Annotated in this window: 16 protein-coding genes, 1 tRNA gene and 1 riboswitch; of the genes, 6 read left to right on the top strand and 11 right to left on the bottom strand. The window is 62.8% G+C overall.

Annotated features, from left to right (window positions below):
• Positions 1–106: 106 nt before the first annotated feature.
• The 3 genes from dld to CFR78_RS07890 all read left to right on the top strand — a co-directional run bounded on the left by dld (position 107) and on the right by CFR78_RS07890 (position 4,286).
• Positions 107–1,840, top strand: a complete 1,734-nt coding sequence (dld, locus tag CFR78_RS07900) for a D-lactate dehydrogenase (protein WP_034933616.1) — start codon at positions 107–109, stop codon at positions 1,838–1,840.
• A 129-nt stretch (positions 1,841–1,969) separates the two neighbouring features.
• Entirely contained in the window at positions 1,970–3,664 is a 1,695-nt protein-coding gene (locus CFR78_RS07895; protein ID WP_007397706.1) for an alpha-keto acid decarboxylase family protein, read from the top strand.
• 190 nt (positions 3,665–3,854) lie between these two features.
• The gene (locus CFR78_RS07890; RefSeq protein WP_034933613.1) at positions 3,855–4,286 is read left to right on the top strand and encodes an NUDIX domain-containing protein; all 432 of its coding nucleotides are present in this window, start codon (positions 3,855–3,857) and stop codon (positions 4,284–4,286) included.
• A gap of 58 nt (positions 4,287–4,344) precedes the next feature.
• Here the strand turns inward: CFR78_RS07890 and CFR78_RS07885 are convergent, their stop codons facing one another.
• From CFR78_RS07885 to CFR78_RS07875, 3 genes are all read right to left on the bottom strand, one after another.
• Positions 4,345–4,527, bottom strand: a complete 183-nt coding sequence (locus tag CFR78_RS07885) for a hypothetical protein (protein WP_034933611.1) — start codon at positions 4,525–4,527, stop codon at positions 4,345–4,347.
• Between the two features lie 406 nt (positions 4,528–4,933).
• Positions 4,934–5,917: a phosphotransferase enzyme family protein gene (locus tag CFR78_RS07880; protein ID WP_034933609.1), complete on the bottom strand. Its 984-nt coding sequence runs from the start codon at positions 5,915–5,917 to the stop codon at positions 4,934–4,936.
• A gap of 45 nt (positions 5,918–5,962) precedes the next feature.
• Complete coding sequence (locus tag CFR78_RS07875; RefSeq protein WP_007397710.1) at positions 5,963–7,441, bottom strand: carbohydrate porin; 1,479 nt, start codon at positions 7,439–7,441, stop codon at positions 5,963–5,965.
• A gap of 263 nt (positions 7,442–7,704) precedes the next feature.
• On the opposite strand from CFR78_RS07875, the gene moaB reads away from it, so the two are divergent.
• Complete coding sequence (gene moaB / locus CFR78_RS07870) at positions 7,705–8,256, top strand: molybdenum cofactor biosynthesis protein B (RefSeq protein ID WP_007397712.1); 552 nt, start codon at positions 7,705–7,707, stop codon at positions 8,254–8,256.
• Positions 8,257–8,281: 25 nt separating this feature from the next.
• Positions 8,282–8,857, top strand: coding sequence for a DJ-1/PfpI family protein (locus CFR78_RS07865; RefSeq protein WP_007397713.1), 576 nt, complete (start codon positions 8,282–8,284; stop codon positions 8,855–8,857).
• Positions 8,858–9,005: 148 nt separating this feature from the next.
• Here CFR78_RS07865 and folE read toward each other — a convergent pair whose 3' ends face one another.
• The 3 genes from folE to metZ all read right to left on the bottom strand — a co-directional run bounded on the left by folE (position 9,006) and on the right by metZ (position 11,378).
• Positions 9,006–9,611, bottom strand: coding sequence for a GTP cyclohydrolase I FolE (folE, locus tag CFR78_RS07860; protein WP_007397714.1), 606 nt, complete (start codon positions 9,609–9,611; stop codon positions 9,006–9,008).
• 67 nt (positions 9,612–9,678) lie between these two features.
• Positions 9,679–10,089 carry a Co2+/Mg2+ efflux protein ApaG gene (gene apaG, locus CFR78_RS07855; RefSeq protein WP_007397715.1) on the bottom strand — a complete coding sequence of 137 codons (411 nt, stop codon included), beginning with the start codon at positions 10,087–10,089 and terminating at the stop codon, positions 9,679–9,681.
• A gap of 62 nt (positions 10,090–10,151) precedes the next feature.
• Positions 10,152–11,378, bottom strand: a complete 1,227-nt coding sequence (gene metZ / locus CFR78_RS07850) for an O-succinylhomoserine sulfhydrylase (protein WP_007397716.1) — start codon at positions 11,376–11,378, stop codon at positions 10,152–10,154.
• Positions 11,379–11,513: 135 nt separating this feature from the next.
• A riboswitch (SAM riboswitch) is annotated at positions 11,514–11,594 on the bottom strand.
• Positions 11,595–11,709: 115 nt separating this feature from the next.
• Here metZ and CFR78_RS07845 point away from each other — a divergent pair.
• Positions 11,710–11,783: transfer RNA gene (locus CFR78_RS07845), tRNA-Gly, on the top strand.
• Between the two features lie 135 nt (positions 11,784–11,918).
• Here the strand turns inward: CFR78_RS07845 and CFR78_RS07840 are convergent.
• The 5 genes from CFR78_RS07840 to CFR78_RS07820 all read right to left on the bottom strand — a co-directional run bounded on the left by CFR78_RS07840 (position 11,919) and on the right by CFR78_RS07820 (position 16,079).
• Positions 11,919–12,407, bottom strand: a complete 489-nt coding sequence (locus CFR78_RS07840) for a hypothetical protein (RefSeq protein ID WP_240471502.1) — start codon at positions 12,405–12,407, stop codon at positions 11,919–11,921.
• Between the two features lie 84 nt (positions 12,408–12,491).
• On the bottom strand, positions 12,492–13,163 hold the full coding sequence (locus CFR78_RS07835; RefSeq protein WP_034933606.1) for a PqiC family protein: 672 nt from the start codon (positions 13,161–13,163) through the stop codon (positions 12,492–12,494).
• A complete protein-coding gene (locus CFR78_RS07830) occupies positions 13,160–14,113 on the bottom strand; it encodes an MlaD family protein (protein ID WP_034933604.1) in 954 nt (317 codons plus the stop codon). The genes CFR78_RS07835 and CFR78_RS07830 overlap by 4 nt, the downstream gene beginning before the upstream one ends.
• 5 nt (positions 14,114–14,118) lie before the next feature.
• Positions 14,119–14,937: an ABC transporter ATP-binding protein gene (locus CFR78_RS07825; protein WP_007397721.1), complete on the bottom strand. Its 819-nt coding sequence runs from the start codon at positions 14,935–14,937 to the stop codon at positions 14,119–14,121.
• Between the two features lie 5 nt (positions 14,938–14,942).
• On the bottom strand, positions 14,943–16,079 hold the full coding sequence (locus CFR78_RS07820; protein WP_172459731.1) for an ABC transporter permease: 1,137 nt from the start codon (positions 16,077–16,079) through the stop codon (positions 14,943–14,945).
• Positions 16,080–16,284 lie beyond the last annotated feature (205 nt).

Raw genomic sequence — 16,284 nt, 5'->3', positions numbered from 1 at the left:
GCGCACGTCGTCCGATGCGAAACATGCCAGATTACAACAGACCATTTCGGAAATAGGGCCATCTGGATGGTCGGGTTGTCCGTGAATGGAACCGATAAACAACAGAATGCTGAAAGCGGCACAGGACATGTCATCTACTGCGGGCGCACAACTGGTTACGGAACTCCGGCACATCGTGGGCAACCACCATGTGCTGACCGAGGACGGGGCGACCCTGCCCTATCGCCGTGGCTTCCGTTTTGGTGAGGGGCGTGCGCTGGCGGTGGTCATGCCCGGCTCGCTGGTGGAACAGTGGCGCGTACTGCAGGCCTGCGTGAAGGCGGGCGTGATCGTGATCATGCAGGCGGCCAATACCGGGCTGACCGGCGGTTCCACGCCTGATGGCGATACGTATGACCGCGATATCGTGATCGTGCACAGCATGCGCATGCGCACGATCCACCTGATCGGTGGCGGCAGGCAGGTTGTCTGCCTGCCCGGTGCGACCCTGGACCAGCTGGAGGGCATGCTGGCCCCCATCGGGCGGGAACCGCATTCGGTTATCGGCTCCTCATGCATCGGGGCGTCGGTGTTTGGCGGGGTCAGCAACAATTCGGGCGGCGCGCTGGTGCGCCGTGGTCCGGCCTATACCGACATGGCGCTGTTCGCACAGGTTTCGGACAGGGGCGAACTGCAACTGGTCAACCATCTGGGCATCGAGCTCGGTTCCGATCCCGAGGCGATCCTGAAGCAGGTGGAAGCCGGCAACTTCCCTGACGCCAGCATCAACTGGAATGCCGGTCGCGGGCATGATGATGATTATGCCACCCATGTGCGCGACGTGAATGCCGATACCCCGGCCCGCTACAATGCCGACCTGCGCCGCCTGCACGAAGGGGCCGGCTGCGCGGGCAAGCTCGGGCTGTTCGCGGTCCGCCTGGATACGTTCGAGGCGGAAAAGAACCCCGTCGTCTTCTATATCGGCACCAACAAGACCGATGTGCTGGAAGATGTGCGCCGCCATATCCTGTCATCCTTCAAGGAACTGCCGATCGCGGGTGAATACCTGCACCGTGATGCGTTCAACATCGCGGAGAAATACGGCAAGGACACGTTCGTCATCATCCGCATGATCGGCACCCGGCGCCTGCCCGCCCTGTTCGCCATGAAGAATGCGTTCGATCGTCTGGCGGACAGGATCGGCTTCCTGCCCAGGCATTTCAGTGACCGGTTCATGCAGTTCATGAGCCATTTCTTCCCCAGGCACCTGCCCGCACGCATGCGCGATTATCGTGACCGTTTCGAGCACCATCTCATGCTCAAGGTCAGCGCGTCGGGTGCACAGGAAGCGCGTGAGTTCCTGAAAAGCCACTTCGCGACGCATGAGGGGGATTTCTTCGAATGCACCCCCGATGAGGGATCGAAGGCCTTCCTGCACCGCTTTGCCGCCGCTGGCGCCGCCGTGCGCTACCGTAACGTGCACACCGACACGACCGAGAACATCGTGGCGCTGGACGTGGCCCTGCGCCGTAACGACCAGGACTGGTTCGAGGTGCTGCCGAAGGACATCGAGGACGAGATTATCGTCAAGCTGTATTACGGCCATTTCCTGTGCCATGTGATGCATCAGGATTATGTGGTCCGCAAAGGCTATGACTGCATGGCGCTGGAACACCGTATGCTGCCGGGGCTGGACAAACGTGGCGCGCGTTACCCGGCGGAGCATAATTTCGGTCATCTCTATGCCGCACCCGACGACGTGCTGGCCCATTACCGCCAGCTTGATCCGTGCAACTGTTTCAATCCGGGCATTGGGCAGGCCACCAAGCGCCGGAACTGGATTGCCGAAAGTGTAGGCTGACGCTGCCGGGTTTACCGGCAGGCCTCCTGTCCTTTCGGCATGACGGCCCGGATACGGGCCGTCCATGTGGTCCCCCCATGGGGGGAGGGCGCGCGGGCGCCACCACACAAGGGAAGGAAAGTCGAAATAATGACGTATACTGTTGGCCATTATCTTGGTGAACGCCTGGCACAGATCGGGCTGAAGGATCATTTCGCGGTCGCGGGCGATTACAACCTTGTCCTGCTGGACCAGCTTCTGGAAATCGAGGGCCTGCGGCAGGTCTACTGCTGCAACGAACTCAACTGCGGCTTCAGCGCCGAAGGCTATGCGCGCGCCAATGGGGCGGGTGCCGCCGTGGTGACGTTCAGCGTCGGCGCGCTGTCCGCGCTCAATGCCATTGGCGGTGCCTATGCGGAAAACCTGCCGGTCATCCTGATCTCGGGCGCGCCCAATTCCAACGACCACGGCAGCGGGCATATCCTGCACCACACCATTGGCACGCCGGATTACGGCTACCAGCTTGAAATTGCAAAACGCCTGACCTGTGCGGCGGTGTCCATCACGTCGGCAGACGACGCGCCGGTGCTGATCGACCACGCCATCCGCACGGCATTGCGGGAAAAGAAGCCCGCCTATATCGAGATTGCCTGCAATGTTTCCGCCCAGCCCTGCCCGCGTCCCGGCCCGGTTGGCGCGATCCTGGCCGATGCGCCGTCCGATGCCCAGACGCTGAAGCTGGCGGTGGACGAACTGGCCAGCTTCATTGGCGCGCGCAAGAAGCCGATGCTACTGCTGGGCAGCCGCCTGCGTGCCGCAGGGTGTGAGGACGCCGCCATCCGCCTGGCGGACGCGCTGGGCTGCGCCGTGGCTACCATGGCAGCGGCCAAGAGCTTCTTCCCCGAGGACCACCCGGCCTATATTGGCACCTACTGGGGCGATGTCAGCAGCCCCAAGGCGCAGCAGATATTCGACTGGTCGGACGGTGTGCTGTGCCTGACCCCGGTCTTCAATGATTATTCCACCGTTGGCTGGACCGCATGGCCCAAGGGGGACAACGTGGCCCTGCTGGACGGGCGGCATATTGCAGCCGGTGGCAAGGCTTTTGATGGCATCCACCTGCGCGACGTGATTGATGCGCTGATCGAACGGGTGAAGGGCCAGCCCAGAAAGGATGCGACGCTGGTCGAGTACCGCCGCATCAGCGCGCCGCACGCGCCCGCAGCCGTAGCCAGCCCGGATGCGCCACTGGTGCGGGCCGAGATGGCACGCCAGATCCAGAACCTGCTGACATCGAACACCACGGTCCTGGCCGAGACGGGGGATTCCTGGTTCAACGTCATGCAGATGAAGCTGCCACGGGGTGCCCGCGTGGAGCTGGAAATGCAGTGGGGCCATATCGGCTGGTCCGTACCCGCCACCTTTGGCTACGCCGTGGCCGAGCCGGAGCGCCGGATCGTGACCATGGTGGGCGACGGTTCGTTCCAGCTGACGGCGCAGGAAGTGGCCCAGATGGTGCGGCTCAAGCTGCCGGTGATCATCTTCCTGATCAACAACCGTGGCTACACCATTGAAGTGCAGATTCATGACGGGCCGTACAACAACGTCAAGAACTGGGATTATGCGGGGCTGATGAGCGTGTTCAACGCGGAAGACGGCCACGGCAAGGGGTTCCGGGCCACCACGGGCGCCGAAATGGAAAAGGCCATTGCCGCAGCCGTGGCGAATCGGGAAGGGCCGACCCTGATCGAATGCGTGATTGACCGTGATGACTGCACCAGCGACCTGATCTCGTGGGGGCGGCGCGTGGCAACGGCCAATGCCCGGCCGCCTGCCGCGCGCTAAGAGGCTGTTTGATAAATAATGAAAGTTTTCGGACGCCGCCTTTTTTGAAAAAGGCGGCATTCTCCGAAGCTTTTTGAAGAAAGCTTCACCAGAGGCTTTTTTATGAACAGTCCCTGAGACAGGGAATGCGGGGGTGCCGTCGGGCACCCCCGTGCTGTATGGAGCACGGAGTCAGGAAAAGGATGCGAACATGACCGACATGACCGGCCCGCGCGTGGGCTGTGGTGCCGCCATCATCGACCGTGAGGGACGGATCCTGCTGCTGCGCCGCCTACGGGCACCCGAAGCGGGCTGCTGGGGACTGCCCGGCGGCAAGGTTGAGCCGTACGAGACAACGGCCCATGCGACGGAGCGCGAAATTCAAGAAGAGCTTGGCGTCACCATACAGGCGCATGACCTGCTGTGTCTGGTGGAGCAGATGGACGCGATAGGCGGGCATCACTGGATTGCCCCGGTCTACCTGGTCACATCATGGCAGGGCGAGCCGACCCTGATGGAGCCGGAAAAGCATGAAGGCCCGCGATGGTATGCCTTTGATGAACTGCCCGACCAGCTGACAGTCCCGACCCGGCAGGCAATCGCGGCGCTACAGGCGCGTCAGACCGGAAAAGCAGCGGAATAATGTCAAAGTTTGATTTTTGTCGTGGCCGGTCCGGCTGGTTCCGGGCCAGATAGGCAGGTCAGGACGGCTCGGTCGGGGTGCTGAGGGTGCGGGCATAATCACGCAGCGCCCGGCGATGACGGGAATAGATCATCCGCGTGGTCTGGGACCGGGTCGGAATGTCGTCAGTCACCAGTGGCAGGCCAGCAGCCACAGCGGGTGACGTGGCGGGGCTGGCAATCGTCTCAACTGCAGGGGTCATTGCTGTTTTTCCGTTATGTGCCAAGGACAGGGTTCGCTCCGGTGACTCGGGTTGTTAACCGAACGACACATTACCTAAACTTCATACATGTCAGCATTGAGGCATAAAAGCCATAGCCTGTCCGTAAAACCGATTCTAATTATCACATTTAATTTACCTCATTAAACCGGATCCCTTCCGTGCCGTTACGCGCAAAAACTTTCCAAAAAGTAACCTGCGCGCATCAGGGCGGTGGAAAAATTAAAAAATTATCTAATGGACCGCGCCGCAAAGAGTGTGCGGGACGCGGTTTTTTATGAAAAAGGACTGCCCCTGAAAGGGTTTATCACTTTCTGGCAACAGGTTGTCTGCGGATGGGGGCCATACGCCCGCAACCGCTTCGTTCCGAATCGAAGCGGGCTGCCGGTCAGCCTACGTCGCGCAGCAGTTGCCCCCTGTCCCATGCGCGGCATAAGTCCAGCGTGCGTGCCAGCCAGTCCGGTCCCAGGCTGCTGACCTGGCGTGTATGCCGGTGGGTACCGGTCCATGCCAGAAGCTGGATGCGACGCTGGATGACAAGGGCAGGCAGGATGTTCAGCTCCGCGGCGCTGACCTGCGCACAGGTGGCGTAGCCCGCCAGCCAGTGGTCAACCCAGCGCGGCACCTGCGGATGGTCTTCATGAAAGCTCAGCGCCGCCGCCAGATCCTGCATGAACCAGCTCAGCCCGCAGTCATCAAAATCGATCAGGCGGGTATGCGACCCGCTGACCAGCAGGTTGGCCAGCCGCAAATCGGCATGGATCAGCCCGAAGCGGTGCGGCGGCGTGCCATAGGCCGCCAGTTCAGCATCAATGCGCTCCAGACAGTGCGTGATCAGGTCGCACGCGGCCGCGTTGACGCCGGGGGCGGCCTGCCACTGGCCCCATAAGGCACGGGGGCCGGTCATGGTGGCGGGTATCCATGCCTTGCGGGTAAAGCCCGCGGGGCGGACCCATGTCCGGCTCTGCGCGTGCAGGCGGGCCGTAATATGCCCCAGCCGGTTGAAGGCGACCGGGTCAATATCGGTTGTGGGTTCGGTGCCCTCCATCCATGCAAACAGCACGGCATGGCGGGGCTGGCCATCGGGGCCGGGCAGGGTGCGGATGCATGCGCCATCAAGGCCCGCCACCGGATGCGGCACTTCCAGCCCGGTTGCACGTAGTGCATCCAGCCATGCCAGTTCGCTGCTGATTTCGGCCCTGTCATGATATCCCGGCCGGTGCAGGCGCAGTGCATGGCGCGCACCATCCGGGGTATCGATACGGAAAATCACGTTTTCGGAAATTGAAAGCAGATGGCACCGCGCATCATGCAGCGGGTAGGCGGCCAGTGCCTGGCGGGCCAGATGGTGCAGGGAAGCGTGATCGGTCATGATCCGCCTCCCATATCGTGGAAGCCCGCCCGGATGAAGGGTGGATTACAGGATGCAGTTGAACTGCAGGCCCATGACCGCCGCATCATGGTAGGTGGTGGTGCCGCCGGGGCGGTTGATGTACTGGAAGTCCGGCTGGAAGCTCATGCCGCGTGCGGTATGGATGTTGTAGAACACTTCGTACACGTTCTCATGCGTCTGGATGCCCCACACCTTGCCCCACTGGTTGTTCAGGAAGGGGGTCCCGGCCAGTACCGAGGATTCCTGCTGCAGGATGGAAGCACGGCTCATTTCATAATAATGGAACATGGCACCCACCGTATCCAGCGGGCGGCCCCATTTCGCACCGGTTTCCACAATGCCGGCCCAGGTATGGTCCTTCATGGCCGAGACCTTGCCCGACGTATACATGTAGCCCGCCAGCAGGATCAGCCCGTTGGTCGGTCCCGCGCCATTGCGCATGATCATCTGGTCGGCCTGGAACCAGGCGGTGCTGACGCCGGACTGCTTGCGGAAGGGCTGGCCCGTCAGTACGGCGGAGTTGCCGTTGATGTCCGAATACAGGTCATTGTACTGGGAATTGTCGTAGCCGTAACCCGCCTTGTAATGACCGGCCAGATGGTTGCGGCCGAATTCGGGCAGCCAGCCGATTTCCACCGGGGTGGAGAACTTGCCAAGGCCGCTCTGTGCCCATGACCAGCCGGAAATGCCGCCGTTATAGGAATGGGGCGATACGGCAAACATGCTGGCCATGATGTAGGTATCGACCGTGGGCATGACGCGCATCACCACGCCCAGATTGCCCGAAGGCCAGTCACGCCCGCCCGGCACGTATTTCCCCGGTGCGGGGTTGCCGCAGATCGACACGTTCATGAAGTCACAGAACAGGGGGGAGGCGGCAAAGAAGCTGCCCACCGGAATCCACCCGGCACTGATGTCCAGCCGGTTATGGAACAGGGACTGCTCGGCATACATGTACACCAGATGCGCGACCACGTTACCACGGGCACCGTAGATTTGCTGCACGCCCGCAAGGGAATCGTGGATGTAATCCGTGCTGGCGTTCCGGCCATGACCGTTCACGATCATGGTATGGGTCCAGAAGTTCTTGGGAGCGCCCGCCAGCTTGTGCCAGTCGATGTCGATTTCCACGCCAACCTGACCCGCATCGGTCACGCCCTGCTTGGCACCACCGCGAAAATTGCCTGCCAGTTCTTCATGCACGTCGGCTTCGATATGCACGCCGTGTTTGAGCAGGAAGGGCTGCAGCCCGGCCCAGTCACCAAAAAAATGCTGGTTGCCGTAGGGTGCGCTGAAAAACGAACCGGGATCATTCACGCTGACATTACGGCGTGAATTGACATTCAGGCTGGGCTGCGCGCCGACAACCCCCTGTCCTTCGCCGGGAATGGCCTGGGCCGATGCGCTTTCGCACAGAGCGAAAAGTGCAAGAAAAAACAGGGGGAGCGATACAAAAAGGCGGGGGAATGGTCTGGTCATTCGCGTATCGATAGCATATTTCATGCTGATTATAAACCTTGGACGGAAATTTATATAAAAACTAATGTTTTGTAAAATAATGGTAAAGAGGTTTTTTTTGTTATATCAATAGATTTATGTAGAGTTCTACTATTCCTTGGCATAATTTTTTGTGCAATGCACAAATACATCAGAATTTCGTGTTTGTTCTCCTGTATTACTCATTCCGCGGGCATGCGCCACACCATGCCGCACCGGCCCGAAGGCAACCGTTGACGCCACGGCGCGGGAATGGTGAACATGGCGCCATGTCACGCCTTGATATGAAAAAGCCCTTCCTGCCCGTGCGCATTGCCGTGCTCACGGTGTCCGACACCCGCACGCCGGAAACGGACAGGTCCGGTGATATACTGGCCGCGCGCATAACGGCGGCAGGTCACATCGTGGCCGCCCGCGCCATCGTGCCCGATGACGTGCCGCGCCTTGTCGCCACCCTGTCGGGCTGGATTGCGGATAGCCAGGTGGATGTGGTCATTTCCACCGGTGGCACCGGGGTGACGGGACGGGACATCACGCCGGAAGCGTTCGGACAGGTGATCGAGAAGCGGATCGAGGGTTTTGGCGAACTGTTCCGCATGCTGTCGTACCAGAAGATCGGTACCTCCACCATCCAGTCCCGTGCCCTGGCGGGGGTGGCGGACGGGACCTACCTTTTTGCCCTGCCCGGCTCGACCGGCGCGGTGAAGGACGGGTGGGATGATATTCTGGTCTGGCAGCTCGACAGCCGCCATGTGCCCTGCAACTTTGTCGAACTCATGCCCCGCCTGCGCGAGCACCTTCCCCCCGCCGCACATGACTGACCAATAACGGTAAGGATATGGACAGATGAGCGCACCCCGGCTTCTGCTGCTGGCAGGCGATTATGTGGAAGATTACGAGATCATGGTGCCGTACCAGGCCCTGACCATGCTGGGCTACCGGGTGGACACGGTCTGCCCCGGCCGCGGAAAGGGCGAGCATGTCCTGACCGCCATCCATGATTTTGAGGGGGCGCAGACCTATAGCGAGAAACCGGGCCACCGTTTTGTGCTCAACGCGGATTTTGACACCATCAATTACGCCGATTACGCGGGCCTGATCCTTCCCGGTGGCCGGGCACCGGAATATCTGCGGCTTGATCCGCGCGTGATCGAACTGGTCCGCGCCTTTGCCCACCGCCCGCTGGCCGCGATCTGCCATGCCGGGCAACTGCTGGCCGCCGCCCGCGTCATTGAAGGGCGCCGGGTTTCGGCCTATCCCGCCTGTCGTCCGGATGTGGAACTGGCCGGGGGCGTCTATGCGGATATCGCACTTGATGCGGCTGTGACCGATGGCACGCTGGTCACCGCGCCCGCATGGCCCGCGCACCCGGCATGGCTGGCGCAGTTCATTGCCGTGCTGGGGGCCAGGATCGCGCTGTAAAAAGTCATTTCAAAACAACTGGCCTGATAAAGGAGATAAAAGTCCCTGGGTGCAGCCTTTTTTAAAAGGCTGCATTTTTAAAGCTTTTTGCAAAAATCTTTACCAGGAACCTGCTGCTGGCTGCCTGACGTCCGCTGGCCTGCCGCGTTCAGAGTCCGGTGCTGTTCATGGCCGGGCGGTTCAGGATTGACAGGAATTCCCGCCGCGTATCGGAATTGGTGCGGAATGTGCCCAGCATGCGGCTGGTCACCATGGACACACCGGGGCGGTGCACGCCGCGCGTGGTCATGCACTGGTGGGCGGCCTCGATCACCACGCCCACGCCATAGGGTTGCAGTTCTTCATTGATGGTATTGGCAATCTGTGCCGTCAGCCGTTCCTGGATCTGGAAGCGACGCGCATAGGCGTCCACCACGCGGGCCAGCTTGGAAATGCCCACAACCCGCCTGCGCGGCAGGTAGGCCACATGCGCCACGCCAATGATGGGCACCATGTGGTGTTCGCAGTGGCTTTCCAGGCGGATGTCGCGCAGCAGGACCATCTCGTCATAATCCGCCACTTCCGAGAAGGTACGGCGCAGCATCTCGGCCGGGTCTTCCGCATAGCCGCAGAAGAATTCGTCATAGGACTTGACCACGCGCGCGGGCGTATCAAGCAGGCCTTCCCGGCCGGGGTCTTCGCCAGCCCAGCGCAGCAGGGTCCGCACGGCGTCTTCGGCTTCCGCGCGGGTGGGGCGGGTATCAATGGGGGTCATGCTGTAGGTTCTTGTTGCAGGGGCCTGTCCGGTCGGGACAGGCCGCAGGAAGGAATCCGGGCCGGAACTAGTGCAGGATGGCCGGATGGTGCGGGCTGTCCAGACTGAAGACGGGGATGTCGACATCAAAATGCTGGCGGCTGGCCGGGCGGATCATGTGGTACATGCCGCCCATGAAGCCGGTCGGTGTTTCCAGTGCGGCACCCGACATGTATTCAAAACTGCCGCTGGCGTCGATCAGTGGCTGTTCGCCTACCACGCCATCCCCATCCACGCGGTCGATCCGGCCCTGCCCGTCCACGATGCGCCAGCTGCGGCGCAGGAGCTGGATCTGTTCGCTGCCGTGGTTCTCGATCCGGACGCGGTAGGCCCACACATAGCGGTGCTCATCGGGCTCGGACTGGTCATCCAGCCAGAAGGTCTGGACAACCACACGGACATCGTCCGTCACGGCCTCGAAACAGGGGACGTTATCCATCGCCTCGCCCGGCGGGGAGTCCGTCCCTTCCCCGGTGGGGGGAGGGAAAGGCCTGTTCTTGCTCATGGCAGGCGGTGCTCCTGTATTGGCCGGTTGGCCAGCGCCGCAAGGCCGCGCCGGAGGTCATCGATCAGGTCGTCGGCATCTTCCAGCCCGACCGAGAAACGGATCGCCCCGTCATTGATGCCAAGCCGCGCCCGGTCTTCGGGTGTGAGCTTCATGTGGGTGGTGGTGGCCGGATGCGTGACAAGGGAGCGCGCATCGCCAAGGTTGTTGGAAATCGAGATCAGCCGCAATGCGTTCATGAAGGCGAAGGCCCCCGCCTTGCCGCCCTCGACTTCAAAGGCAACCAGCGTGGAACCGGCCGACATCTGCTTTTTTGCTATCTCGTATTGCGGGTGGTCCTTGCGCCCCGGATAGAACACACGTTTGATGCCCGGTGCGTCGGCCAGGAAGTCCGCCACCTTCGCTGCGTTCTGCGTCATGGCGTTGACGCGCAGGGCCAGTGTTTCAAGGCTTTTCAGCATGACCCAGGCATTGAAGGGCGAGATGGAATTGCCGGTATTGCGGGCAAAGGGGCGCAGGACCTCGTCAATCCACCTGGCCGTACCCAGCACGGCGCCACCCAGCACGCGGCCCTGGCCATCAATATGCTTGGTGCAGGAATAGACCACCACATCCGCGCCCAGTTCCAGCGGCTTCTGGTACAGCGGCGTTGCAAAGACATTGTCCACCACCACGGTCGCACCCGCCTTGTGGGCCAGGTCGCAGATCATGCGGATGTCGAGTACATCCAGCATCGGGTTGGACGGGCTTTCCAGCAGGACGGCGCGCGTGGGCCTGTCCAGCGCTTCCTGCCATGCCGCCATGTCGCCCCCATCGACGAAGACCGTCTCCACCCCGTAGCGCGGCAGCAGTTCGGCCACGATCCAGTGGCATGAGCCGAACAGCGCGCGCGAAGCCACGACCCGGTCGCCCGCGCGCACCTGTGCCAGCAGCGCGCAGGAGACCGCGCCCATGCCGGTAGAGGTCAGGACACAGGATTCCGCCCCTTCCACATCACACAGGCGGCGCTCCAGGTTCGATACGGTGGGGTTGCCGAAACGGCTGTACTGGTAGTGCGACACATCGCCGGTAAAGGTGCCTTCCGCCTGCTCCGCGCTGTCGTACACAAAGCCGGAGGTCAGGAACATCGCCTCGCTGGTTTCGCCATACGGCGTGCGCTCAAGTCCCGCATTGATCAGGCGCGTGGCGGGGCGGAAGGATTTGGGATCGGGCTGGTCAGTCATGGCTGGTGGTCATTCCTGTGTACAGGGTGGACGGGACAAGGCAGGCGGTGGCCAGCGGCCGGTTCATGCCCGGCAGTCCGGTCCGCCCGGGGCGGTTCATGACCGTGGAAACCAGATGCCCGCGCCCTGACAGAGCGGTAGCGGTATCGGGCCTCTTTAGCGCGTATGTTTTACCTCGCCGCAAGCCGGCCATATCAAATCACGAGGGTCGGAAGGCGGATGCCCCCGGACATGCATGCTTATTGCGGATCAGGGCGGGGTGCGTCAACTGCCGCCCTGCTGGCGGGGGTGATTGCATAAGCCGCGCTTGTGCAGTATAGAGGGCGGGCATGCGGGTGTAGTTCAATGGTAGAACGGCAGCTTCCCAAGCTGCATACGAGGGTTCGATTCCCTTCACCCGCTCCACTTTCCCTGACAATATACCCGGTCTGGCAGGCGCATGCCCCGGCAGAATACGGGGCTGTTCCCACGTTGCGCCAGGCAGGCGGCAACCATATGGGTTTGCCAGTCACCGATGCCATCATGCCGGGGCAGGTGTGCTCAGGGCCGTTCTGGCGGCTGCGGCTGGGTGGTGGCCTGTGTGTCGGTATAGGTGGTGCCGTTCCATATCCAGCGGTCGGTGCTGTCGACCAGCAGGTCATGCATGCCGCCATGCACCTGGGGCGTAATGGTGACCGGCCCGCTTACGGAATCCAGCACCCGTGTCCAAGTGTGGCCATTACGCAGGTAGACCGAAGTGGAACACCCCGCCGAGCCACACAGGCTGGCGGACTGCAGCTGCACGAACAGCGCCATGCGCCGTGGGTCACTGGATACCGGCCCCGATCCGGTCAGCAGGACCGGGCGCTCCTGGCTACCTGCCGCGTCCGCCAGGTCGCGGGCCACCAGTGCGCGTGCCTGCCGGTCCAGTTCGGTGCCGGGATGCTGGGCCAGGATGACCGGCCCGGTCTGCGCGCCCGCCGGGATGGCCGTGATGGCAAGCAGGGCCGCCAGGATCAGGCCATGGACGCGGAAAGGGGAAGGGGGCATGACAGCTTGCTCCGGCAGGTTGCACATCTGCGCAACCAATGCCTGCCTGTCCCGATGGTTCCCCCGCCGGGATGGAAGCCCGGCCTAGCTGTGGCCGTGATGGCGCGGGCTGGTGGCTTCCGGCTGGGTGGGGTTGGGCCAGCTGGTCTCGATCCGGCTGGTCAGTTCATTGAGCAGGTTTTCCGTGACACTGGCGATATTGGCGTTATTGGCCGTATTGCCGTTCATGACGATGCTGGTGCGGTTGCGCAGGATGGCGGCGCGCGGGTCCTGCGGAATGATGGCCCAGTCCGCGTTCAGTGCCGACTGGCCATTGCGGCTGACATCAAGCCGGCTGATGTTGAGCTGCAGCCGCCAGGTGGGGCGGTCGGGCTGCGGCTGGTCGGTCACGAACAGATCCGGCCATTTCTGGGCCAGGCGCGCGGTGATCAGGTCCGTGGCCCCCACTGACAGGCGGCTGGCCCAGCGGCCCAGCCCGCTGCGTTCGATCTCATGCCCGTTGCGGACCATGATGTCCTGGCTGTCCAGGTAATCGGGCAGGCGGGTGCGTTCGACCTCGATCACCGGCGTGCTGTCGGTAATGGCCGTGGTGCCGGTGCCCTGCGCACCCACGGCCACGGCGGGCGCGCCCAGCGTGTAGAAGCGCACCGGCGCCGAGGAGCACGCCGAGAGCATGGCGGCACAGAGCAGCAGTCCGCCCGCCGCCCGCAGGGACGGATTCAGGCGGGAAGGGAAGGCGGGCTGGCGCGTTTTCATTGGTTGTGTCCCATCAGCAGAAGTTGCGGATTACTTTCGACTTCAGTGGCGAATCCGCGCAGCCCGTAGCCGGCTTCCATAACATCACGCATCGTAGCGTCCAGATTCAGCCTGTCACGCGATTGCGGGTCGGTCAGGGCGCGCAGGCTGGCCAGGGTTTCACGCGCCTGCGCCATGGTCTGGCGGGTATTGCCGATCAGGGCCTGCAGTTCCGCGCGGCGGGCCACGAATTCGCGGCTGTTGGCGCTGATCAGCTGGTCCAGGCGGTTGATGGTCACGCTGGCATGGTCCGTCACATCGGTAATGGCGGCGCGGATCTGGCTGGCCGCGGTATCGGCGTGGCCCGACGTGGTGCGGATGCTGGCGATCATGCCGGGCATGTCACGGTCCATGTCCGCCGCCAGCCGGCGTATGCTGGCCAGCGCGGTAATCAGGTCATTGTGGAGCTGCTGCACGGAAGTGGAGATCAGCGTTGCCTCCAGCTGCTGGAGCGCTGTCTGGCCCATGGGTATTTCGGGCATGTCCGTCAGATCGGGGTGCAGGCGTTGCGGTGTTTTGGGGTCCAGGTCCAGGTCCAGTTCGGTCTGGCCGGTTACCAGGCTGTGCAGCACCATATCCGCCCGCAGCCCGTTGGCCAGCAGCGTGGACAGGGGTGGCAGGTCGCCATGGCCGGGCGCATGGGCGGGATCGAACAGGATGTAGACCGGCATGTAGGTATGATGGTCGGCCGGGTCCACCCGTACCGTAATCCGCTCGACAGCGCCCACCGGCACGCCACGGAAATTGACGGGGGAGCCGATGTCCAGCCCGTTGGTCGGGCTTTCAAACACCACGACCGCCTCGGTGCTGCGCCCCGGTATGGGCAACCAGCCCGTCATGCCCAGCACGGCAAGCGCAATGGCCCCCACACCCAGTACGGCCGCGCCGATAAGCGTCTGCCTGTCGGCCATCGGGCTTACCCGTCTCCGTGGGGGCTGGAACTGTCCAGCTGTTCACGGTGCATGAAGGCATGGACCACGGGGTCGGTGCAGTGGTCGCGCAGCCATACGGGGGAACCGTGGGCGATGGCGGTCTTCTGCCCGGCATCAAGGAATATGCCGTCATCGGCAATATGGAACAGGCTGGACAGTTCGTGGCTGACGATGATGATCGTGGCCCCCAGCCCGTCGCGCAGGTTCAGGATCAGTTCATCCAGCCGGGCCGAGGTGATCGGGTCCAGCCCGGCCGAGGGTTCATCAAAGAACAGGATGTCAGGGTCCAGCGACATGGCGCGCGCCAGCCCCGCGCGCTTGCGCATGCCGCCGCTGAGTTCGGAGGGATACTGGTCAATGGCATGCAGCATGCCCACCAGCCCCAGCTTGAGTTCCACCATCTGGCGGATGACGGGTGGCTCCAGCCTGGTGAACATCTGCATGGGCAGGGCCACGTTCTCGCCCACGGTCATGGAACTCCACAGCGCCCCGCTCTGGAACAGCACGCCAAAGCGCCGGCCGATATGCACGCGGCTTGCGTCGTCACCCGCCCAGTAATTGTCCTGCCCCACCAGGTAGCGGCCCTGTGTGGGGCGCAGCAGGCCGATCATGCTCTTGAGCAGGGTGCTCTTGCCGCAGCCCGATCCCCCCATCACGGCGAAGATGCTGCCGCGCTTCACCTCAAAGGACACGTCGTGCTGGATCACCTTGGGGCCGAAGGCCAGTGTCACGCCGTTGACCGAAATCATGACCGGGCGGGTATCATCGGGGGCGGAGGGCATCTGGTTATGAAGGTCGTTCATGGCGGTCAGATCCCGATCACGTTGGCGATAACCGCAAAGACCGCGTCCAGCGCGATCACGCCCACAATGCCCACCACCACGGCCTTGGTCGCGGCAATGCCCACATCGGCGGCGCTGCGTCCCGCCTTCAGCCCGATCCGGCAGCTTGTCAGCCCCACGAACGTGCCGAACACCAGGCTCTTGATGAAGCCGAAGGTGAACTGGTCCAGCGGCAGGGCCTGGAGCGTTTCATGGAAATAGCCCAGCGGCGAGACATGCAGCATGATGAACGAGACGACAAAGCCCCCCAGCATGCCGATCAGGCAGCCGTACAGGTAGAGCAGCGGCATGGTGAAGCCCAGCGCCAGCACCGAAGGCAGGATCAGGTAGCTGGCGACGGGAATGCCAAAGACCTGAAGCGCGTCGATTTCCTCATTCGCCTGCATGGTGGAAATGCGCGCGGCATAGGCGCCACCCGTGCGGCCCGCCATGATGATGGCGGTCATGACGGCCGACATCTCACGCACCATGGCAATGGCCACAAGGCTTGCGACATAGATGTCGGCTGCGAATTTGTGCAGTTCCACCGAGCCGACAAAGGCCAGGATCGCGCCGACCAGAAAGTTCACCACGCCTACGATCAGCAGCGCCGCAGGCCCGGCGGCGGCAAGATCGGACATGAGATCGACGGTCCGCATCATCCCCCGCCCCACCAGGGCGGCAATGCCCCCGCGCGCGGCGGCGGCCCCCATTTCGCTTACGCAGCCGATCTCGTTGAGTGTATCGAGCGTGAACTGCCCCACCGCCGCCACCGGGGCGAAATGGTGCGGCGTGGGGGGGGCGGGTTCCGGCGGGATTTCGGGCAGCAGGTCAAGCAGCTTGTGCGCCGATTCCGGCAGGGTGTCGATGTGGACATCCACATGCGCCTCACGCGCGCTGCGCTTGAGTTCCCACAGGAAGCTGATCAGCGATGTATCCCACCGGCCAAGCCGCCCGGTATCGAATTCCAGCGCGGCCCCCCGTGGCACGTCCTTCAGGCCGGTTTCGGGAAAGGCGGGAATGCGTCCTTCCTGCGCGATCCAGTTACCCGACAGGGTAACAAGGGTCCGGTTCGCCTCGGGCTGCAGATGCCATTGTGGCGCACCATTGACGGACGTATTCACCAGCCTCTCCAACCTCAGTGCCGCAATCTGGCCGCCCGGTCGCGGGGTGGCCTGCACAAGACGATTCCGTACCCTGGCCCCATGCCTGCGGCGTGCCTGTACCGGGCGGGTATTTCACGGTGTCCTGTTTTCCATACCAGATGACCCGCCCCGCACAAGCCCCGCCGCTGGGGAGGCTCCGCGATGGCAGCGCATGGCTTTGGAC

The sequence above is a fragment of the Komagataeibacter rhaeticus genome (assembly GCF_003207855.1).
Lineage (GTDB): Bacteria > Pseudomonadota > Alphaproteobacteria > Acetobacterales > Acetobacteraceae > Komagataeibacter > Komagataeibacter rhaeticus.
The sequence above is the reverse complement of the archived record's forward strand: the minus strand, read 5'-3'. Positions and strand labels throughout refer to the sequence as shown.